The 20,729-nt window shown below is 48.3% G+C and carries 24 protein-coding genes; 14 read left to right on the top strand and 10 right to left on the bottom strand.

The genetic code is table 11. The features are described from left to right. Positions 1 to 117 precede the first annotated feature (117 nt). The gene (locus AADZ70_RS01000; protein WP_269775514.1) at positions 118 to 1,275 is read left to right on the top strand and encodes an AbrB family transcriptional regulator; all 1,158 of its coding nucleotides are present in this window, start codon (positions 118 to 120) and stop codon (positions 1,273 to 1,275) included. A 36-nt stretch (positions 1,276 to 1,311) separates the two neighbouring features. Here AADZ70_RS01000 and AADZ70_RS00995 read toward each other — a convergent pair whose 3' ends face one another. The 4 genes from AADZ70_RS00995 to AADZ70_RS00980 form a co-directional block, all read right to left on the bottom strand. Beyond that, positions 1,312 to 1,833, bottom strand: a complete 522-nt coding sequence (locus AADZ70_RS00995; RefSeq protein ID WP_342007560.1) for a MarR family transcriptional regulator — start codon at positions 1,831 to 1,833, stop codon at positions 1,312 to 1,314. A gap of 88 nt (positions 1,834 to 1,921) precedes the next feature. Continuing rightward, the gene (locus AADZ70_RS00990; RefSeq protein ID WP_342007559.1) at positions 1,922 to 3,400 is read right to left on the bottom strand and encodes a monooxygenase; all 1,479 of its coding nucleotides are present in this window, start codon (positions 3,398 to 3,400) and stop codon (positions 1,922 to 1,924) included. A 145-nt stretch (positions 3,401 to 3,545) separates the two neighbouring features. Further along, positions 3,546 to 4,061: a signal peptidase I gene (gene lepB / locus AADZ70_RS00985; RefSeq protein ID WP_045925291.1), complete on the bottom strand. Its 516-nt coding sequence runs from the start codon at positions 4,059 to 4,061 to the stop codon at positions 3,546 to 3,548. After that, entirely contained in the window at positions 4,058 to 4,684 is a 627-nt protein-coding gene (locus tag AADZ70_RS00980) for a TVP38/TMEM64 family protein (RefSeq protein ID WP_016938301.1), read from the bottom strand. The genes lepB and AADZ70_RS00980 overlap by 4 nt, the downstream gene beginning before the upstream one ends. 150 nt (positions 4,685 to 4,834) lie before the next feature. Between AADZ70_RS00980 and AADZ70_RS00975 the strand changes: the two genes are divergently transcribed. The 4 genes from AADZ70_RS00975 to AADZ70_RS00960 all read left to right on the top strand — a co-directional run bounded on the left by AADZ70_RS00975 (position 4,835) and on the right by AADZ70_RS00960 (position 7,339). Further along, a complete protein-coding gene (locus AADZ70_RS00975) occupies positions 4,835 to 5,194 on the top strand; it encodes a hypothetical protein (protein WP_016938302.1) in 360 nt (119 codons plus the stop codon). A gap of 120 nt (positions 5,195 to 5,314) precedes the next feature. After that, entirely contained in the window at positions 5,315 to 5,515 is a 201-nt protein-coding gene (locus AADZ70_RS00970; protein ID WP_003155162.1) for a DUF3311 domain-containing protein, read from the top strand. Further along, positions 5,512 to 6,981, top strand: coding sequence for a sodium:solute symporter (locus AADZ70_RS00965; protein WP_049628227.1), 1,470 nt, complete (start codon positions 5,512 to 5,514; stop codon positions 6,979 to 6,981). The genes AADZ70_RS00970 and AADZ70_RS00965 overlap by 4 nt, the downstream gene beginning before the upstream one ends. A 40-nt stretch (positions 6,982 to 7,021) precedes the next feature. Beyond that, positions 7,022 to 7,339, top strand: coding sequence for a YbjQ family protein (locus AADZ70_RS00960; RefSeq protein ID WP_342007558.1), 318 nt, complete (start codon positions 7,022 to 7,024; stop codon positions 7,337 to 7,339). Positions 7,340 to 7,371: 32 nt separating this feature from the next. Here the strand turns inward: AADZ70_RS00960 and AADZ70_RS00955 are convergent, their stop codons facing one another. Then, positions 7,372 to 7,641 (bottom strand): excalibur calcium-binding domain-containing protein, encoded by a 270-nt coding sequence (locus AADZ70_RS00955; RefSeq protein ID WP_016938305.1) that lies wholly within the window; start codon positions 7,639 to 7,641, stop codon positions 7,372 to 7,374. A 195-nt stretch (positions 7,642 to 7,836) separates the two neighbouring features. On the opposite strand from AADZ70_RS00955, the gene AADZ70_RS00950 reads away from it, so the two are divergent. Beyond that, on the top strand, positions 7,837 to 8,547 hold the full coding sequence (locus tag AADZ70_RS00950; protein ID WP_342007557.1) for a YrpD family protein: 711 nt from the start codon (positions 7,837 to 7,839) through the stop codon (positions 8,545 to 8,547). Here the strand turns inward: AADZ70_RS00950 and AADZ70_RS00945 are convergent. From AADZ70_RS00945 to AADZ70_RS00935, 3 genes are all read right to left on the bottom strand, one after another. Beyond that, the gene (locus tag AADZ70_RS00945; protein ID WP_342007556.1) at positions 8,540 to 8,674 is read right to left on the bottom strand and encodes a hypothetical protein; all 135 of its coding nucleotides are present in this window, start codon (positions 8,672 to 8,674) and stop codon (positions 8,540 to 8,542) included. The genes AADZ70_RS00950 and AADZ70_RS00945 overlap by 8 nt on opposite strands. Before the next feature lie 88 nt (positions 8,675 to 8,762). Further along, positions 8,763 to 9,134, bottom strand: coding sequence for an iron chaperone (locus AADZ70_RS00940; protein ID WP_342007555.1), 372 nt, complete (start codon positions 9,132 to 9,134; stop codon positions 8,763 to 8,765). A gap of 145 nt (positions 9,135 to 9,279) precedes the next feature. Further along, complete coding sequence (locus AADZ70_RS00935) at positions 9,280 to 9,858, bottom strand: competence protein ComK (protein ID WP_342007554.1); 579 nt, start codon at positions 9,856 to 9,858, stop codon at positions 9,280 to 9,282. 316 nt (positions 9,859 to 10,174) lie between these two features. On the opposite strand from AADZ70_RS00935, the gene AADZ70_RS00930 reads away from it, so the two are divergent. Beyond that, on the top strand, positions 10,175 to 10,408 hold the full coding sequence (locus AADZ70_RS00930; protein ID WP_016938310.1) for an IDEAL domain-containing protein: 234 nt from the start codon (positions 10,175 to 10,177) through the stop codon (positions 10,406 to 10,408). Positions 10,409 to 10,437: 29 nt separating this feature from the next. Here AADZ70_RS00930 and AADZ70_RS00925 read toward each other — a convergent pair whose 3' ends face one another. After that, the gene (locus tag AADZ70_RS00925) at positions 10,438 to 11,295 is read right to left on the bottom strand and encodes an SDR family oxidoreductase (protein WP_007610477.1); all 858 of its coding nucleotides are present in this window, start codon (positions 11,293 to 11,295) and stop codon (positions 10,438 to 10,440) included. A 123-nt stretch (positions 11,296 to 11,418) separates the two neighbouring features. On the opposite strand from AADZ70_RS00925, the gene AADZ70_RS00920 reads away from it, so the two are divergent. From AADZ70_RS00920 to AADZ70_RS00895, 6 genes are all read left to right on the top strand, one after another. Continuing rightward, positions 11,419 to 12,942, top strand: coding sequence for an FAD-dependent oxidoreductase (locus tag AADZ70_RS00920; RefSeq protein WP_342007553.1), 1,524 nt, complete (start codon positions 11,419 to 11,421; stop codon positions 12,940 to 12,942). A gap of 120 nt (positions 12,943 to 13,062) precedes the next feature. Further along, positions 13,063 to 14,355, top strand: coding sequence for a globin-coupled sensor protein (locus AADZ70_RS00915; RefSeq protein WP_264819945.1), 1,293 nt, complete (start codon positions 13,063 to 13,065; stop codon positions 14,353 to 14,355). A gap of 130 nt (positions 14,356 to 14,485) precedes the next feature. Continuing rightward, entirely contained in the window at positions 14,486 to 15,043 is a 558-nt protein-coding gene (locus tag AADZ70_RS00910; protein ID WP_016938313.1) for a biotin transporter BioY, read from the top strand. An 11-nt stretch (positions 15,044 to 15,054) separates the two neighbouring features. Further along, the gene (locus tag AADZ70_RS00905) at positions 15,055 to 16,491 is read left to right on the top strand and encodes an acyl-CoA synthetase (RefSeq protein ID WP_342007552.1); all 1,437 of its coding nucleotides are present in this window, start codon (positions 15,055 to 15,057) and stop codon (positions 16,489 to 16,491) included. Next, positions 16,479 to 17,570 carry an acetyl-CoA C-acyltransferase gene (locus tag AADZ70_RS00900; RefSeq protein WP_327813847.1) on the top strand — a complete coding sequence of 364 codons (1,092 nt, stop codon included), beginning with the start codon at positions 16,479 to 16,481 and terminating at the stop codon, positions 17,568 to 17,570. The genes AADZ70_RS00905 and AADZ70_RS00900 overlap by 13 nt, the downstream gene beginning before the upstream one ends. A gap of 50 nt (positions 17,571 to 17,620) precedes the next feature. Beyond that, positions 17,621 to 18,196, top strand: a complete 576-nt coding sequence (locus AADZ70_RS00895) for a histidine phosphatase family protein (RefSeq protein WP_198698643.1) — start codon at positions 17,621 to 17,623, stop codon at positions 18,194 to 18,196. Between the two features lie 15 nt (positions 18,197 to 18,211). On the opposite strand, the gene AADZ70_RS00890 is transcribed toward AADZ70_RS00895, so the two are convergent. Next, entirely contained in the window at positions 18,212 to 19,075 is an 864-nt protein-coding gene (locus AADZ70_RS00890) for an ABC transporter substrate-binding protein (protein ID WP_342007551.1), read from the bottom strand. A 487-nt stretch (positions 19,076 to 19,562) separates the two neighbouring features. Here AADZ70_RS00890 and AADZ70_RS00885 point away from each other — a divergent pair, with 487 nt between their 5' ends. Further along, a complete protein-coding gene (locus tag AADZ70_RS00885) occupies positions 19,563 to 20,711 on the top strand; it encodes a S8 family peptidase (RefSeq protein WP_016938318.1) in 1,149 nt (382 codons plus the stop codon). Positions 20,712 to 20,729: the final 18 nt, after the last annotated feature.

The raw sequence follows: 20,729 nt of genomic DNA, 5'->3' as shown, positions 1-20,729 counted from the left end.
TGAATGGATTATGAGAAATAATTCATCATTTATTTATCTCAAAATCTATACTATAGTAATAGTAAGGTTAACGAGCTTAACAATTTAATATGAATGTTTCAGGAAGAAGGGTTTTCATTGAAGAAAGACAAACATCTCCTTACGGATATCTGGTTTATTCTCATCAGTGCGGCAGGGGGGTTTCTTCTTTCGCTTACAGGAATGTCGATCGCCTGGATGCTCGGAACGCTGGCCGCCGGCTGCATCCTCTCCATGACGAGGCCCCGCTGGCTGTTCATGGCGGCTGACAGAAGAGGGATTAACCGCAGATGGCTTGCGGCGGGACAAATGATTCTCGGCATCGAACTCGGCCAAAAACTGAACCTGTCCGTTCTTTCAGTTTTACGGGATCATTGGCTTCCGGTAGGCTTCATGCTGATTTTCTCTATCGCGATGGCGCTTGTTTCCGGATATGTGCTCTTTCGGTTCAGCCGGACGGACATGATGACAAGCTTTGTAGGCACGGCGCCGGGCGGTTTATCCGCCATGCCCGGTATCGCCCAGGAAGTCGGCGCAAACACCGCGATTGTAAGTCTCATTCAGCTGACACGTGTCCTTTTGGTTGTCATGACAATACCGTTTCTCGTCATTTTCTTATTTACCAAACAAAACGGTACGGCTCAGACATCAGCCGGAGCCGTTTCAGCAGGAGCTTCACATCCGGGCCTTATTCCCGTCTTGTTAACGGCCGGATTTATTTTGGCTGCCTGGCTTGCAAGTAAGGCCGCCAAACGGCTGAAATTTCCTGCCCCTTGGCTGCTCGGCAGCATGATCGGCGTTGCTGCCGCGGAAATCGGCGTGTCCGCCTTAGCGGGAAAAGATATGCTGGCCTGGTGGCCGCCGGAAGCGAACCAGCTGTCACAAATTTTTCTCGGCGCCACAATCGGTTCAAAAATGTACAAAAGCATGTTCACCGGCGTGTCCAGAGTGCTTACGATCGGATTTATTTCCTCCGTCGGATTAATCGCCGCAATGATCCTGAGTGCAGTTGCCGTTTCTAAATTAACGGGCATCTCCATGATTACATCCGTTCTCGCCTTCTCTCCCGGCGGAATCGCCGAGATGGCGGCGACTTCGATCACCCTGCATGAGGACTCGACTTTCGTCGTCGCGGTTCAGGTCATCAGGATCGTTCTCGTCATCGCCATGCTTCCACCCTTCTATCGCCTGCTGCACCACCTTTCTCAGCTGAAAAGGGCGCACGGCGATAGAGGCCGGGCAGAAAGAGGAACATGAGCCGAATAAAAAAACACGCATCCATATGCGTGTTTTTTATTTGAACAGCTCTCCGACGCCATTTACAGAGCGCCAGTTTGCTGAAAGATCACGGAACAGCCGTTCAGCAAATAACAGTTCTTCATCTGTATAGCGGTCCAAAAACGCCAAGAACCGCTTTTTTATCATTTCGTGGTATTCATGATGAAGGGAATGCAGCTCTTTTCCGGCAGGAGTCAGCCGGAAATAGACTTCTTTTTTATTGTCGCTCAGCCGGGTTCTGCGCAGAAAGCCGGCTTCTAAAAACTTCGCGCAGCTTCTCGACACGGTCGGTTTTGTCGTCTTCATTTTTTCTGCTATTGATGTGACATTGATCGGTTCATGATCTCCGATACAAGATAAAATGTGTATTTCCGTCAAGGTCAGCTGAAGTTTTTTGCCGTTTTCTTCTCGGAGTTCGTCCATCCGTTCGGCTAATGACGCCCTGATGTCCTCCTGACACCTCTCCTGCTCGTGGAAAATGTCTGTCAGCCCCTCAAGAATCATGTGTTTTGCATGGTCTGGCTGTCTTCTGTCCAACTGCTGAGTCACCCTTCCGTATGAATTGTTTCCTTTACTATAACGTTTTGTTACGGAAGAAACAATCACACAGGCGCAAAAAAGCGTATCAGATAAGTCCCCATCTCTCCAAACCGGCCAGTACGGTTTCTTCCGCTTCACGTCCCGAGCCGCCGGCCGCCCAAGCCGCGTGGCCGTCTGGCCGGATCAAAACAGAATGGACGTCATCCCAGCCGATACGTGTTTCAAAAAGCGCCGCCCTGACAGTCGCCACGCTGTCCGTATCAATACCGGCGGGAATGCTTCCTCTTAATGCCAGCAGCACAAAGCCGCCCTTGTGAAGAAAATCATACAGCCGGGCCGGCCGGCCGTCATGAAGAATCAGCTCTATATCGGGCAGCCGTTTTCCGTTCAGGGTATGCGGCGGCAGCTCCGGGTCCGGTTCATAATGCAGATCAAGCGCGGATACTTTTCCCGCCAATAAACGGTTGGCCTCCTGAAAATCGAGCAAAGCGGTCATCGTATCTCTTAATGCCATCCCCGACTCGGTAAAATCCATGAGCTTGATCTGGGTTTTTATATTGTGCAACACTTCTTTTCCCGCGCTGTGCCTTTCCTGATGATAGCTGTCCAGAAGATGAGGCGCCGCTTTCCCCTTCATTTCCGCCCCCAGCTTCCAGCCGAGGTTGAAGGCATCCTGAAGTCCCGTGTTCAGCCCTTGGCCGCCTGCGGGAAAATGAATATGCGCCGCATCACCGGCCACAAAAACCCGGCCTGAGCGGTATTGTTCGGCCTGACGCTCGGCATTGCCGAACCTTGACGTCCACACCGGATCACTCAATCCGAAATCAGTGCCGCATATCTGCCGCAGGTCTTCTTTCAGCTCTTTTTCTGTGACCGGCTCTTCTTTCCGCTTTTGCGGAGCGTGCGGAGAAACGATCAGGACGCGGAAAAGCCCGTCCGTAAGAGGGACAATGACAACCGATCCCGCCAGACGGCACGTTGAAAAAAAGGCAGATTCGGGCGGAGTTTTCAAAACGGCATCACAGAGGGTTCCTATTAAGTCGGCATCAGTGCCCGAAAAAGCGATGCCTGCCTGTTTCCGGACAATGCTCCCCGCTCCGTCTGTACCCGCGGCATATAAGCTGCGCAGGGTGCGGATACCGCTTTCATCCCGGAACACCGTCTCCACTCCGTCATCCGTCTGGGTAACGGACACCGCTTCCGCCGCGCGGATGATGTTTGCGCCGAGACTTGATGCACACTCCTCCAAAATCCGCTCCGTTTCTGCCTGAGGCAGCATTAACGAATAATTCTGCTTCGTATCCAGCCGAGAAAAATCCAGCCGTGTATCCAGCATGGAAAAATGGCCGGAAGACACCTTCGTCCCTTTATCCAAAAAGCGTTCCAATATGCCTCTCATGGCAAAAAGCTCAAGTGTGCGCGGATGCATGATAAGCGCTTTGGAATATGGCACCGTCTTCTTCAATCGTTCAATGACAGTCGTTTTCACTCCGGCCAGCGCCAGTTCTGATGCAAGCATAAGCCCGACCGGACCTCCCCCGATAATGGCAGCTTGTGTTTCCATCTCATCAGCCCTCTTTCGTATTTATTGTTACGCGCGCAACAAAATCATCAAAAATAAAACGCTTGATTTTTGTTTCACGCGTAACAATCTCCATTATAGTCTTTCCTCTGCTTTTTGACAATCATTTCCGAAAAAAAGACGCCGTTCACTTGGCGTCTGATTCACTGATGACCCCGACGATGTCTTTATCCTTAATCGGTCCGAAATGACGGCTGTCGAGGCTGTATATGCGATTGTCGCCAATAACGAAATATTGTCCCTTCGGTATGCTTTTGCGCCCGGTCGTTTCCTTCAATGTATAATCACCGGTCACATGGCTGCCTGCGGACAATGATGACTTTAACGGTTTTAAAAACGGTTCTGAAACCCGTTTTCCATTCACATACAGCTGGTCTTCCCTGTAAGCGATCGACTCGCCCGGGAGCCCGATGACACGTTTGATCAGCACTTTGTGGTGCGGGCCTTTAAACAGGACAATATCGAAACGGCGGATCGTTTTGTAACGATGGGAAAACTTGTTGACTATCAGCTCATTTCCTTGTTTAAAGGTCGGATTCATGCTGATTCCTTCGACTTTATAATCAATAAAAATGGCATTTTTTAATTGTATGGCCAAAACAACGATAAGCACGCCGGCTATAAACCAAAATCGTTTTTTCAAGATTCCTGTCTCCCTCCGTCTTTCTCATGCTGACTGATCCTCGTCTGTAAACGCCGTTCGATATGCTTTCCTGCATACCACAGCACCGCGATCACCGTTAAGGCGCCCGCCATCCTGAAAGGCTGTGTAAAAAGCGCGTGAAGGTCATACCCGATAAAGCTGATCATAAAGATCATGACCATTTTCCCCATAGCGGCGGCTGATACAAACTGCAGCGCCCCCACCCGTGACAGGCCGGCAACGATATGAACCGCAGCGGACGGCGTAAAGGGGAAGCAAAGTAAAATAAACAGCGGACCGAAACCGTGCCGCTCAACCCACAGCATCATCCGCCTTATGGTCTGATGCCTGCGGATGAAACCGAAAGCTCTTTTTTGTCCGAAACGGCGGACTGCATAAAACATAAGCAGTGATCCTGCCGCAGATCCGAGCCACGACAGAAAAAAACCTTCCCACAGTCCAAATGCATTCGTATTCGCCACCACAAATACAACAAGCGGCAAAAACGGAAGAAACGCTTCAATAAAAGGCAGTAAAACCGCAGCCGCCGGGCCGAAAGCTCTATAGCTTTGGAACCATTCCGTCAGCTGTTCCTCAGTGAAATATGATAAAAATTGCTCCAACGTTTATACTCCTTAACGAGTTTGTCTATCCTTATTCTACACATTATCTCCAAAAAACGAAAATGTTTACGAGATTTTCCGACTTGAAATATCGTGTAAGCGAGTATAAAATAAGAACAAATGTTCTCTTTTAAGAAAGAAGGAGTATTTATGCCTGACATCCGGAGCGGCACCCGCGACCTCATCGAAAAAGGGCTGTTTCTGCCCATGGCAGCCGCCATTCTGAATCGGGATCTCGAAGCGCTTGATTCGTGCCCGTTCAAATTAAAACAACCCTATAAACAGCTTATCAGCTGCTCTTTAAAATTAGCACAAAAGGATTTGAGTGATGTTCGAAAAGAGTTAAGAAAGCGTAAAATCAAAATATACGAAGCCCAAAGAGATGAAGCATTTACACTTTATATATGCACCATTAACGGCTATGAAGAAAAACACCGTTATTTCAACCCGAGAATACGGGAACAGGTAACCGCCTTATTGGAATATTACCTGTCTCTTGCAGCCATTTAAAAAGCAGCCGGGACTGCTTTTCCTTTCAATCAATAAAATTCAGACTATTCACACTATACATTCGACATGATTTTCTTTATAATTCGGGACACGCTGTTTTCAATGAAAAGGAGGAATGTTATGAAACTGATTCATGTTCTCGCTGCCCTGCCCTTTTTCGGAATTCTCGCCGGCATTCCATTCGCCAACCGGGTGACGCCTTATGTTTTCGGAATGCCTTTCATTCTCGCATATGTCGTCATCTGGGCGGTGCTGACTTCTGTTCTGATGGCTGCGGTTTACAAATTGGACAAAGAAAACAAGGCGGGTGAGACGGAATGAACGCCGCATTTCCCGTAATGGCCGCCGTGCTCCTGTTTTGTGTATATCTCGGAATCCGCGCCCGAAAAGGAAAAAAGATGGACCTTGAACAATGGACGGTGGGCGGACGCGGCTTCGGCACGATGTTTGTCTTCTTATTAATGGCGGGAGAAATTTACACGACCTTCACATTCCTCGGCGGAAGCGGATGGGCTTACGGAAAAGGGGGTCCCGCCTTTTACATTATCGCTTACGGCTGTCTTGCCTACATTTTGTCATATTGGCTTCTGCCTGCCGTGTGGACATACGCCAAACAGCACAAACTGATGTCGCAATCTGATTTTTTTACTTCAAAATACAACAGCCCGCTCCTCGGCATTCTCGTATCGCTCGTCGGCATCGCATCTCTCATCCCCTATCTCGTCCTGCAGCTGAAAGGGCTCGGATTAATTGTTTCAGCAACGTCGTACGGCCAGATTCCGCCATCAGCCGCAGTCTGGATCGGCGCTGTCTCCATCACGATTTATGTGATGATTTCAGGAATCCACGGTTCAGCGTGGATATCAGTCGTCAAAGATATCATGATTTTAGGCATCGTCCTGTATTTAGGCATTTATCTTCCCATTCATTACTACGGCGGTTTTGCGGAGATGTTCAAACAAATCGACGCCGCAAAACCCGGATTTCTTACACTTTCTGAAACCGGACAGAGCCCTTCATGGTTCAGCTCAACCGTCCTGCTGACCGCTCTCGGCTTTTATATGTGGCCCCATACCTTTGCCGCTTCCTATTCGGCGGAGCATCCGCGAGTGTTTCGGAAAAACGCGATCATCATGCCTCTTTATCAGCTTGTCCTGCTGTTTGTCATCTTTACCGGATTTGCGGCGATTCTGCAGGTGCCCGGTTTAAAAGGGGCGGACACGGATCTCGCCTTATTAAAGCTGTCAGTGAAAACCTTTGATCCTTGGTTTGTCGGACTGATCGGATCGGCTGGCATTCTGACGGCGCTTGTCCCCGGTTCAATGATACTCATGGCCTCAAGCACGCTGTTCGCCAAAAATGTGTACAAAGCAATCCGGCCCGGCACGACTGACAAAAAAGTTTCGCGGCTCGCTAAATATGCCGTACCCGTTATCGCGCTGATTTCCGTATATTTTACGCTGAAAGGCGGAAATACCATCGTCACCTTGCTTTTAATGGGCTACAGCCTTGTCACCCAGCTTTTCCCCGCGCTTTTATTCAGCCTGCCGAAGCGGCGTTTTATCACAAGCCACGGCGCTTTTGCCGGCATAGCGGCCGGGGTCGGGACGGTCGCCTTCATCACGCTGACCGAATCAACCATCGGAACCCTCTTTCCGTTTCTTCCGCAAATCGTGAAAGACATGAATACAGGCATCATCGCGCTGATTTTAAACACTGCCGTCATGTTTGCAGTCAGTGCCGCAGTCAGAAAAAAACAAATCAGCGCAGCCGAAAAGGCGGCTTAATGGTAAAATAGCGGTAAGACATATGGAGGGAGAAAGCCGCATGATCATGACAACAACTGAAACCGTCGCCGGAAAACAGATTACGGAAGTAAAAGGCCTGGTGACAAGCAGTATCGTCCAGTCCCGTCACATCGGAAAAGACTTGCTTGCAGGCTTAAAATCTGTTGTCGGCGGCGAATTAAAAAGCTATACCGAAATGCTGGAAGACTCCAAAAAAGCGGTGAAAGAACGGCTGATCAGAGAAGCGGAGCAGCTCGGAGCGAACGCCATCGTCGGCCTGCGGTTCGAACTGACCGCCGGACAGAACACGTCCGAATTAATCGGATACGGAACCGCCGCCACCATCGAATCAATGTAAAAAAACAAGCCTCTTTAAAGAGGCTTGTTTTTTTATTTCTCACATGCGATATAGTCTTTATCACGATCAAGTCTTTTATTTGCATCGTAAAGCGCTTTTGAGACATACGGCTTGTACTTTGTTCTGCCGCCTTTGTTTTTCACTTTTGACGTCCGGGCCACGCCGCCCTTATACACCTTATTCAGCGCCTTGCAGTTTTGATACGTTTTCACCTTTGTTTTCGCTTCTGCCGTCTGCCCCGCCCCGTATGAACATCCGAACACCAGACCGAAAGACAAAAGCACAGCTGCCGTCTTTTTCATCCTCTATCTATCCCCTCTCCAGAGTGATGCAGTATTGCTGAACATAGCATAGTTCAAATAATCTCCATTTACAAGATAAATAGGAAAAAAGTTTCGATTTACATTTGTTTGGATCTCTTTTATGGAATTTCTTCCAAAACCTTTTATAATATGAATTGATAGCGCTATCTGACTATGATGATAGGAGGAGAAATGATGGTGAAAAAAGGGCTTCTTGCGGGTGTGCTCACTTCAGCCGTTCTATTCGGTGTATGTACTGCGGATATTCCAGGGGTCATCAGCCCCAATACGGCGGAAGCGGCGTCCCAGCTCAGCAAAGGAATCGGCGGAAGGGCCTACCTGAACAGTACGGGCTCTGTTCTCGTCACGAAAATTCAGCTTCCGAGCTCGATTCAGGTGTCAAATGGGACAGCCTATATTTACTCAGGATTTACCGGAGGCACGGAGGCCGATATCGGGCTTCAGTACAGTGAAACGTATCATGTATGGAAACCGATCATGAAAGTCGGCTCAAAAGGGCAAAGCCAGGTCCGGTATCTGGAAGGAGAAAGCCAATTCACCTATACGAAAGGCTTCCGGCCCGGCAGCACCGTACAGCTGACCATTTACAAAAATCTGAACGGCAATACCCGCGCCACATATTGGGGCACGAATAATGACGGGTACACCGGCCGCATCATTTCAGAACTCGCCCAAACAAATGTAAGTTCAGTCTCAAAATGGAAAGCGCTCGCCACTGTTGCGGTCACATCAGAGGATCAGCGCCCTTACATCAAATCAAACTTCTCAACAGCTTTTACAAACATCACGATCGACAATAAAGCAGTCACACCTGTGGTGGATACACAGGACTTTGCCAAAGTGACGGTATCAGGCAGCAGCGTCAGCATGTCTGTCGTCAAATAAAGAATTCCGAACGCACGATTCCTGCCATCGTGCGTTTCGTTATGTCAATCCCGCACTTTACCGCGAAGATTTCGCCTGAAGGAAAAGCCGTTTTCGCCGAACCCGGGTATTCAAGCGATGAACGCATGATGATCCTCCGCCGGAAACGCATATCCCTTAGGATTACTTTTCATAAAAAAGCTCCTGATCAGGTTTGTGCTTTAATATTTTTTCGTTCATTTCCGCCAAAACGCTGAACAGTCTGCCTTCTCCTGAATATTAAATTGAATCATGCTTTCAAGCAGATCATAATGCACCGGTTCAGTCCATTGAATTCTGAACAAACGGGAAGTGGCGCTGTAGCCGGCGCGGGCGATGTCATCGGCAAAATGCGCAATCCCCGCTTCTTCGGGAGAAACACTTAGATGATGCTTCGCTGCTGCAAAGCCGATAATAAAGGTGCCGTGATCAGTAAACATCGGCGTATTCCACTTGATCTGCGATTGTAAATTCGGGAATCGGTCAGCCGTCCAAGACAGGATTTCCTCTAGTTTGAGCCGGTGATCCGGATTGTCGATTCCTGATATATATTTTGCAAATACATCCATGCCCATCTCTCCTAAAATATAATGTCATGACTCTTTCCACCATCATAGCCAACAGACGGAGACGATACAACTCTGCCCGGGCAGGTAAATCAAAAAAACCCTCTCCAAAAAGGAAAGGGCCCGTCCCTTCACATCACAGCTTTCTCTAATATCTCTCCCCCAGCTCCCGCAAAATAAAGTCGTAAATCATTTTAGTCCGCTCTTCTTTCGGGTACAGCATGAATTCCTGCCGCTTCGGGATATGGCTGCCCATCCTGTCCTGAAAAGTGGTTCTGAGATAGGCGGTTCTGTAAACTTGATTCTCAAAAGAATGATAAGATACTTCCAGCTCCATCGTTTTGCCGTTTGAGAATGTGACCGCTGTATCATCAAATGCGGTCGGTTGAAAATCTTTAACATGCACATGAGATATCCAGCCGCATTGAGGCCTTGAAGAAGAAAGTGTAGGGAATAAAAAGATGCGATTTGAAGGGTCCACCATAATCGGCGGCTTGTGAGAAATTTTAATCGCTTCATATGTTCCCGCTTTTCTCCCGGCATAGCTGGAGCCAAAGTAGCGGCAGCTTCTGTCAATGATGTGAATCGGCTTCATGCTGACATATAGAATGCAATCTTTTTCAATGATCTTCGACCCCATTTTACCGTCTATTTCCTCAGGCAAAACAGCGATGGTTGAACGATTTACTTCGTAGCTTTCTAAGGGTGCGTGTGTTTTCTGGCACATAATGTGCAGCCTCCAATCCTTTTCTTGAAAATTTATACTAATAATCTATCATCTGTCATTGGAAAACGACAGGTTTTTTTTGAATATAGCTAAAAATCACCTTTTAAAGATATAATTTAGTCTTAATTTACTACTTAAATATTATTTTTCAATTTCCTTTTCACAACATTTATACAATGTTATTTTTCAATTTTTCGTCAGTTTGCAGGATATGTCGATATATTTCCAAGTATTAGTTGTCTAAAGATTATAAAAATTAATTGATTTTTCCGGCTGTTATCCATATACTATAAAAAAGGCATTGGGGGGATTCTTTATGAAAGAGAAAAAATCGTACACTGAGCTCATGAAGTCCCGCAACACGCAAAAAGCAAATGAATTCGATGTGACAATGGCCGATATTTACATTCAAATGGTGCTCGACGAATCCTTGTATAAACGCCGGCTCCACACGCTGACAAAACAGATTGATAAAGCGCTTGATGATAAAAATAAAGAAGCGTTCCTTACGCTTTCTAAAGAATATGCTGCACTCAAACTGAGTGAATAAGCCAATCCAAATGGATTGGCTTTTTTATATTATCCGTTTACGATGGTGCCGCCGTTCACATGAATTGTCTGTCCCGTGACATAGGAAGAATCATCGCTTGCTAAGTACAAATAGCTCGGTGCCACTTCAACAGGCTCTCCCGGGCGCTGCATCGGCACGTCTGAGCCGAAGACTTCCACTTCCTTCGCCGAGAAGCTAGCCGGAATGAGCGGCGTCCAGATCGGCCCCGGCGCCACTGCGTTCACCCTGATGCCCTGAGTGACAAGAGACTGAGACAGAGATCTTGTAAACGTGACGATCGCCCCTTTTGTCGCTGAATAGTCAATCAATGTTTTGTGGCCTTTGTAGGCGGTAATGGAGGCCGTATTAATGATTGAACTTCCTTTTTTCAAATGAGGGAGCGCGGCTTTCGTTAAGTAAAACATTGAAAAAATATTCGTCTGAAACGTTCTGATGAGCTGGTGGCTCGTGATTTTCTCAATCCCCGGCTGCACGTGCTGCTCACCCGCATTGTTGACTAAGATGTCAATGGAAGGAAAGGCTTGGCCCGCCTGACGGATGACATCGTTGCAAAAGGCTTCGTCGCCGACATCACCTGCGATCAGCAGACACTTTGCCCCCTCTTTTTCTACATATTGCTTCGTCTCTTCGGCATCCTGATGCTCATCAAAGTAAACGATGACCACATTTGCGCCTTCCTTCGCGAACAAAACGGATACGGCGCGTCCGATTCCGCTGTCTCCGCCCGTGATAATCGCAGTTTTTCCTTCAAGTTTTTTCGCCGCTTTCGGTTTGTCAAACACAGGGCGAGGGTCCATTACATATTCAAAGCCCGGCTGCCGGTTTTGATGCTGCGGCGGCAAGGTTTTCTTCTTCTGATTCGCCATTTTGATCACTCCTTTACATTAATTACTATATTATGAGTAATTTAAGCATCTTATACGACTTTCATGTATGAATATAGACTTATTGGAAAAATTAAGAATATACAATAGAGGAGGTAATTTGAAATGACTGCTTTTTCAAACGAGGAATCTGCTTCCTATTGGAAAGCAACAGCTGACATTCCTTCCTTTCCCGCCCTGACTGAAGATACGGAATGCGACGTTGCGGTTATCGGCGGAGGAATTACGGGCCTGACAACGGCATACGAACTGACGAAAAGAGGCTTCCGTGTCGCTGTCATTGAAGCAGACCGGATTTTAAACGGGACGACCGCGGGCACAACCGCAAAAATCACCGCCCAGCATGATTTCATCTATGCCGATCTAATTCAGCAGATCGGACTGACCAGCGCAAGGCTGTATTTCGAAGCCCATCTTCACGCTATGGAAGACATGAAGCAGATCATCAAGGACCTTTCGATTGACTGCAGACTGATTGAACAAGACGCGTATATTTACACGAATACGGAAGCCGGCGTCAAAAAAATCCGCAGCGAGCAGGAAGCCTACACCAAGCTCGGCATTGAACATGAGCTTGTGAAAGAACTTCCCGTCCCCGTTAATTGCAGGCTCGGCCTTGCCATGAAGAATCAGGCGCAATTTCATCCGCTTTTATATGGCGCGGCGCTTGTGAAAGAGATGGTCAAAAATGGGGCGCGGATTTTTGAACAGACGGCGGCAATTGACATTAAAAAAGAACCGCAGCCTGAGGTGGTCACGAAAAACAGACACGGCATCAAGTGCCGCTACATTGTCTGCTCCTCCCACTTTCCTTTTTATGACGGCGGAGGGCTTTATGCCGCCAGAATGTATGCCAGCAGATCCTACGTACTCGCGGTAAAACCGAAGCAAGCGTATCCTGACGGTATGTTTCTCAGCATAGACAAGCCGTCCAGATCACTGCGCTATACAGAGCTGAACGGTGAAAAACTGGTGCTCGTCGGCGGCGAAAGCCACAAAACAGGCCAAGGAAAAGAAATGTCCGAGCATTACGAAGCGCTGAAACAATTTGCAGAAGACACAATCGGAGTCGAAAGCATCCCATATCATTGGTCTGCACAAGACCTTGTCACCATTGACAAAATCCCGTTCATCGGTCCGATCTCAGGCGATGAAGAATATATTTTGGCGGCGACCGGTTTTAAAAAATGGGGCATGACAAGCTCAGCCCTTGCGGCAAAGCTTTTGGCTGATCATATCCAAAACAAAAAGAACCCGTTTTCCGGCCTGTTTATCCCGTCACGTTTCCACGCAGATCCGGGGCTGAAAAAATTGATTTCCTATAATGCCGACGTAGCCAAACACCTTATCTCGGGCAAACTTGAGAGGCCGGACGCTTCACCTGAGTCCCTTCAGCCCGGAGAGGGAAAAATCGTAACGGTAAACGGCAAACGGGCCGGCGCCTATAAAGATGAAAAAGGCTGCCTGCATCTTGTCGACACGACATGCACCCATTTAGGCTGTGAGGTTGAATGGAATGACGGCGAACGGACGTGGGACTGCCCTTGTCACGGCTCCCGGTTCACACCTGACGGCGGGGTTGCCGAAGGTCCCGCCATCAAGCCGCTGAAGCGCATCACGCAAGATTAACTGAACCATTCTGTATGAATGGTTTTATTTTTTTGCATTAAAATATTTTTACCAGATTCCTTCATTCAAGTTCCTTCCAAACCGATAAAAAGAAAAAGAGAATATCTGGGGGAACTAATATTGTTATTTAAAAAAGACCGCAAAAAAGAAACAGCTTATTTTTCAGAAGCCGACGGCAAAAAACGCATCGAGCTTTCAAATCAATATGCAGATGTCAAAAAGCAGCTGAAAATGGTCAGGCTTGGAAACGAAGAGCTTCATGTGCTTGAAGAGCTGCAGCCGTTAATCAAAGAACATATTTCCACCATCGTCGATTCCTTTTACCGAAACCTGGATCACGAAAAATCATTAATGACGATCATTAACGACCACAGTACGGTCGAGCGCCTGAAAAAAACATTACGCCGTCATATCCACGAAATGTTCGCCGGCACGATAGATGATGAGTTCATTGAGAAAAGACAGCGCATCGCTTCCATTCATTTGCGGATCGGCCTTGAACCGAAATGGTATATGGGGGCGTTTCAGGATCTGCTTCTGTCGATGATGAACATATATGAAGCTTCCATCCCGGATTTGCATGAGCTTTTAAAAGCGATCAAAGCGACGACGAAAATACTGAATCTCGAACAGCAGCTCGTCCTTGAAGCGTTCCAGACCGAATATAACTGCCAGCGGGACGAGCAAGAGGAAAAGAAAGCCCGTCTTCATCAAAAAATTCAGGAAACATCCGGATCACTCGCTGATCTGTTTTCAGAAACGAGCAGAGCCGTGCAGGAGCTGGTCGATAAATCAGAGGACATTTCCGAGGCATCAAAAGCCGGCACCGTCACTTCCGTACATGTAGAAGAAAAGTCAATCGGCGGAAAAAAAGAACTTGAAAGCCAGCAGAAGCAATTGAATAAAATCGACGCCAGCCTTCTGCATATTGAAGAAGAAATGGATAAGCTGAATGACATTGCCCAGCAAATCGAAAAAATCTTCGGCATCGTGACGGGGATCGCCGAGCAAACGAATCTCCTGTCATTAAACGCTTCAATAGAATCTGCGAGAGCCGGGGAGCACGGCAAAGGCTTCGCCGTTGTCGCAACGGAAGTAAGAAAGCTTTCAGAGGATACGAAAAAAACCGTTTCCACCGTATCAGAGCTTGTGAACAATACCAATACACAAATCAACATCGTGTCCAAACATATTAAAGATGTAAACGGACTTGTGGGTGAAACGAAAGAAAAAATGACGCAGATCAACCGTCTGTTTGATGACATCGTCCAAAGCATGAAAACGAGCAAAGATCAGACAGGCAAAATCGACGTTGATTTACAGGCTTTTCTCGGCGGCCTTCAAGAAGTCAGCCGCGCCGTTTCCCACGTTGCATCATCCGTTGATTCACTTGTTATCCTCACAGAAGAATAAAGACAAACCGGCCGGCCTTTTTTATAAAGGGCCGGTCTTTTTAATGTAAACTAAAAATATAATGATGTTGACATATATAAAGACTCGATTTATTGTATAAACATATTTTGATAAGCTGGAGGAATACATAATGAAATTGACAGAAATGATGCATATTGCCGTGTTTACCGCCATTATGGGACTTTTAGGGCTGCTCCCCCCGCTTTTCTTATCCTTTACGCCGGTTCCGATTACACTCCAGACGATCGGTGTGCTTTTATCAGGAAGCATCTTAAAACCGAAAGCCGCGTTTTTAAGCCAATTGCTGTTTTTGCTGATTGTGGCATGCGGAGCGCCTCTCCTTTCGGGCGGAAGAGGCGGGTTCGGGGTTTTTTTCGGGCCGAGCGCCGGGTATCTCATCGCATATCCGCTTGCGGCATTCCTGCTTAGCCTCAGCATCCGAAACCTTCGCTCAGCCAGCGCACCCCATTTGTTTATCAGACAGTTTTTGTTCGGCGTGCTGTTTTTGTATGTCATCGGCATTCCCGTTCAGGCTTTTATGATGCACATTGATATCATGACTGCCGTAAAGCTCAGCCTCATCTATGTGCCGGGAGATCTGCTTAAAGCGGCCGCAGCCTCATTCGCAGCCGTAAGAATCAGAAAAACTCTTCAAGCAAGCCGGCTTTTGCCGACGAAAGGAAGCTGATTTTACTCACCATGATTACATCATCATATTCAGATACAGCCGGACAAGCGCCGGAACAAATCGCCATTCAGACAGAAATAGATCAAATCACCTATCAAACTTGGAATAAACTTGTAAACCAGACCGCAAACTGGCTTGACAGCCTTTCAGGTAAGCCGAAAAACATTGCAATATTACTGCCGAATGAAATCCCTTTTTTACAACTATTCGCAGGCGCGGCGCATGCCGGCTGCACGGCGGTTCCGTTAGATCCCCGCTCGACAGCAGCGGAATTCGCGGATCAGCTGCACATCAGCAAAACCGATCTCGTTATCTGTGACCGCCGGCTGAGCGTCAGATTGAACGGCGTCAAAACACCCGTCATTCTGTGGGATGAATGCAGATCTTGTATCGAGGCGGAGAAAACAGAAGGCGCCTTTATCAAAAACGCCGGCCTGCCCTTTTATACCGGGTTCACCTCGGGTTCGACCGGAAAGCCGAAAGCCTTCACCCGCTCCCACCGTTCGTGGCTGGAGAGCTTTTCTTGTACGAAACGTGAATTCGGCATTTCCCCTGATGACAAAGTGCTGGTACCGGGCACGCTGCGCTCATCACACTTTTTGTACGGCGCCGTCAGCACTTTGTTTATCGGCGGAACCGTCATCCTTCAAAGAAAATTCAATCCGGCCGGAATGAAAGACTGGCTGAGACAAGCTGATGTTCTGTATACCGTACCGACAATGACCGACGCCCTGCTCTCGGCAGAAGCGTTTCCGGATAAACCGCTCAAGGTGATTTCTTCCGGCGCAGACTGGCCGGCTTCGTCTAAACAAGCGCTGTCAGACCGCTATCCTAATCTGCGGTTATATGATTTTTACGGTACGTCCGAGCTGAGTTTCGTGGCTTTCTTATCGCCTGAAGACGGCGCAAAAAAGGCAAATGCGGCGGGCCGGCCGTTTGATCATGTTAAAATCGAAATCCGCCGTCCCGGAGGAGAACGCTGCATGCCGGGCGAAACGGGGAAGATTTTTGTGAACAGCCCGATGAAATTTTCGGGATACATCGGCGGCGCAAAGCCTGATGATTCCGGATGGATGACGGTTGATGACATGGGGTATGTCGACAGTGACGGCTATCTATATATCGAAGGACGTGAAAACGGGATGATCGTATCCGGCGGCCTGAACGTGTTTCCTGAAGAGATTGAACGTGTGCTCAACGGCTGTCCGGGCGTCAGAAAAGCGGCCGTAACCGGTGTGCCTGATGCCTATTGGGGCAGCATCGCCGTTGCGGTAATCGACGGACATGCGGATGTAAAGGAACTGAAGAAACGGTGCCGCGAACAGCTGGCAGCATATAAAATCCCGAAAAAATGGCTGTTTTCAGAAATACCGGAAACAGCCGGCGGAAAGATCGCCCGTGCCGCCATACGAAAACAGGCAAAGGACATGATGGAATGGAAGCGGTAATTACGGATGCGAAACGGACGATTTTCGCCCGGGAAAACGGCCTGTTAAAGGACTGTCTTCCTGAGGACTTAGCCGCTCCGCTGATCCGCCATTTGAGCCGGAACACACCCGAAGACATTGATGAAGTCCTGATCGGAAATGCGACGGGCCGCGGCGGAAACCTCGCCCGGCTGTCAGCCTTGGCGGCCGGACTTCCTTTGAGCGTGTCCGGGACGACCATCGACAGACAGTGCGGCTCCGGGCTTGATGCCGTGAGAATCGCGTGTCATTTTGTAAAAGCCGGCGCAGGGAGTACGTATATCGCGGGAGGAGCGGAGAGCAGCAGCCGCTCCCCTTTCTCATCGCGCGCGCGTTTTTCTCCTGAACATATCGGCGATCCTGATATGGGCATAGCAGCCGAGTATACGGCACAGGCTTACGGGGTAACGAGAAAGATGCAGGACGAATATACCCTTCTCAGCTATGGACGGAGCGTCAAAGCGCACGAAGACGGCCTGTACCGCCGGGAGATCCTCCCCTTTCGCGGATTCGCCGCTGACGAAAACATGCAAAAAAAGCGGAACATGGAGCCTCTCATCGCCCGCGCCAAACCCGTCTTTCAGCCCGGAGGCTCTGTCACCGCCGCCAACAGCTGCGGAATTTCTGACGGAGCGGCGGCAGTCTGTGTGATGGAAGAACAAAAAGCGCGGTCTCTCGGTTTAAAGCCGAGATTGCGTTTTATCGGAAGCGCGGTAAGCGGCGTCCATCCGCATTATCCGTCAGCTGCTCCGGTGTATGCCGTCAAAAAACTGCTGAAGGAGCGGGACCTGTCACCTGATGACATTGATATATACGAAATAAACGAGGCGTTTGCCGTCAAAATATGCGTCTTTTCACAGCAGCTTCAAGTGCCGTATTCTAAAATAAATGTCCGGGGCGGCGCTCTGGCCGTCGGACATCCGTACGGGGCTTCCGGAGCGGCGCTTGTCACCCGGCTTTTTTATGAAGCAAAAAGGCGGCCGGATGCCCGCTTTGCAGCAGCAGCGATCGGCAGCGGAGGCGGAGTCGGACTGGCGCTTCTCTTTGAAGTGTTAACGTAACGGCAGTATAATAGATGGTATCGATAAAAAATGATCGGAGTGGAGACTTTATGACTGCCGTTTGTTTAGTAAGACATGGAGAGACTGATTGGAACGCCCAAAAGAAGCTTCAAGGCAAATCGGATATTCCGTTAAATGCGACGGGAGAGCGTCAGGCGAAAGAAACAGGAGAATACTTAAAAGGTTTCAAATGGGATGTCATCGTCTCAAGCCCGATGAAACGGGCCAGAAAAACAGCCGACATCATTAATGGATTTCTGAATCTTCCTATCGTCGTCATGGAAGATTTCAGAGAACGGAGCTATGGGGATGCGGAAGGAATGTCTTTACCGGAACGGTCGAAGCGCTACCCGGATAAAAACTATCCGAACATGGAGACCGCAGAGGAGCTGACAGACAGAATGCTGGCCGGTTTAGTGAAAGTTCAGGAGCGCTTCCCTGATCAAAAAGTACTGATCGTCGCTCACGGCGCAGCCATTCACGCCCTCTTGTCCGCCATTTCTGACGGTGACACCGACATACAAAACGCAAAGCTTGTCAATGCTTGTCTGAGCAATATCGAACGAATTGAAAATAAGTGGCGCGTCAAGGATTACAATGTAAGCAGCCACCTTTCAGAATCATAGCAAAAAGGCCCGCATTCAGTGCCGGGCCTTTTTAGCGGGCATTTTTTCCTGCAGATCATGTAATATGGCGTCCGCACCGTCAATACTCCGGCGTTCCGTCCAAACCGCCCTGTCCGCGCGGTAAACATGTCCGTTTTTCACGGCTTTAAGCTGTTTCAAGATCGGATTCTTTTCGAACTCTTTCTCTCCGCCCAACAGCACGATGTAATCAGGATCGATATGCAAAAGCCTCCCGGGCGTCATTTTGATAGGCTCAGATTTTCCGCCGGAAGCTGTCTGGACCGCATAGGTAAACCCTGCGAGCGTTAAAAGCCGGGACGTAAAAAACTGATCGTCCTTAACAGAAAAGCTGCCGTTTACAGCGTTCATTATTAAAATCGAGGCGCCTTCTGCATCCAGTTTTCTTTTGATGTCATTCAGCTTTTCTTCCTGAGCTGACAACTGTTTCTCTATGATGCCCTCTTTACCGGCCGCCTTTTCAATGGTAAGGGCGGCGTCAACCGCATCCTGATAATCCGCATCTTCATTTTTTAAAGCGATTGTCGGAGCGATCTCCGTCAGCTTATGGTATATCCCTCTGTGCAGGCTTGAGTCTGCAATGATGAGATCGGGTTTCAGCGAAGCGATCTTTTTCAGGTCGGGATGTGACCGGGTGCCGGCGTTTCGCGCTGACGGGTTATCGGCCGCAGCCACAGGCTTTATGCCGAGATCATGGAGGGTATCATTAAAGCCCGGATTCAACACGGCGACGCGCTGCGGATGCGCTGGCACATGTGAGGTCCCCAGATCATGTCTGATGGCAGTCTCATGTTCCGGTCCTGAACATGCCGATATGACGAGGACGGCCAAGATCGGCATCAGCATACTGAATCGTTTCATCTGCTCCCCTCTTTCGTTTTTCCGCAATTATATCATGAACAAAATAAGCATTAATGATATTCATAATCATTATTTTTATAAAATGGTTTCATGGCTATTCTCCACCAAGGAAGTCAAAGACTGATTCATGCCGGGGCTTTTTCTCATTCCGCTTTCACCTCCTTCAGTCTTCTGCATTCAACAAAAAGTGACATTTATCCTGTTTTTGGTACAGCATCCAAAAATGGGAGCAAAACAATCGACCCAGTAAACAAGCGAGTCATTGCGCTTGTGTACATTTACTCATGTCCTTCCATCGGTTTTTTCCATTAAAATTTAAATATTTCGGGTTCCTACTAAATGAAAGAGAGTTGATATACCTAAATAGAAATAAAACGGGATGAAAAAAATTGGGTCTACTAAAATATTATTCCATACTATACAATTAATCCACAGAATAGTCTGTCTATTGGTTATTCTGTAAATGAAAAAAAGGAGAGGATAAAGAGTGAGAGGCAAAAAGGTATGGATCAGTTTGCTGTTTGCTTTAGCGTTAATCTTTACGATGGCGTTCGGCAGCACGTCTTCTGCCCAGGCGGCAGGAAAATCAAACGGGGAAAAGAAATATATTGTCGGGTTCAAACAGACAATGAGCACGATGAGCGCCGCTAAGAAGAAAGATGTCATTTCTGAAAAAGGCGGAAAAGTACAGAAGCAATTCAAATATGTAGACGCAGCTTCAGCTACATTAAATGAAAAAGCTGTAAAAGAGCTGAAAAAAGACCCTAGCGTCGCTTACGTTGAAGAAGATCACGTTGCAAAAGCGTACGCGCAATCCGTGCCTTACGGCGTATCTCAAATCAAAGCCCCTGCTCTGCACTCTCAAGGCTTCACTGGATCAAATGTTAAAGTAGCGGTTATCGACAGCGGTATTGATTCTTCTCATCCTGATTTAAAGGTGGCAGGCGGAGCCAGCATGGTTCCTTCTGAAACAAATCCTTTCCAAGACAGAAACTCTCACGGTACTCACGTTGCCGGCACAGTTGCGGCTCTTAATAACTCAATCGGTGTATTAGGCGTTGCGCCAAGCGCATCCCTTTACGCGGTAAAAGTTCTCGGCGCTGACGGTTCCGGCCAGTACAGCTGGATCATTAACGGAATTGAGTGGGCGATCGCAAACAAAATGGACGTTATTAATATGAGCCTCGGCGGACCTTCTGGTTCTTCAGCGTTAAAAGCTGCAGTTGACAAAGCTGTTGCTTCCGGCGTCGTAGTGGTTGCGGCAGCCGGTAACGAAGGCACTTCCGGCGGCTCAAGCACAGTGGGCTATCCTGGTAAATACCCTTCTGTCATTGCAGTTGGCGCTGTTGACAGCAGCAACCAAAGAGCATCTTTCTCAAGCGTAGGGCCTGAGCTTGATGTCATGGCACCTGGCGTATCGATCCAAAGCACGCTTCCCGGAAACAAATACGGAGCATACAACGGTACGTCAATGGCATCTCCGCACGTTGCCGGAGCGGCTGCTTTAATTCTTTCTAAGCACCCGAACTGGACAACCACTCAAGTCCGCAGCAGTTTAGAAAACACCACTACAAAACTTGGTGATGCTTTCTACTACGGAAAAGGGCTGATCAACGTACAGGCGGCAGCTCAGTAAAACATAAAAAACCGGCGT

Source organism: Bacillus sp. YBsi01 (genome assembly GCF_038406745.1).
GTDB classification, from domain to species: Bacteria; Bacillota; Bacilli; order Bacillales; family Bacillaceae; genus Bacillus; species Bacillus siamensis.
This window is presented reverse-complemented; position numbering and strand designations above follow the sequence as displayed.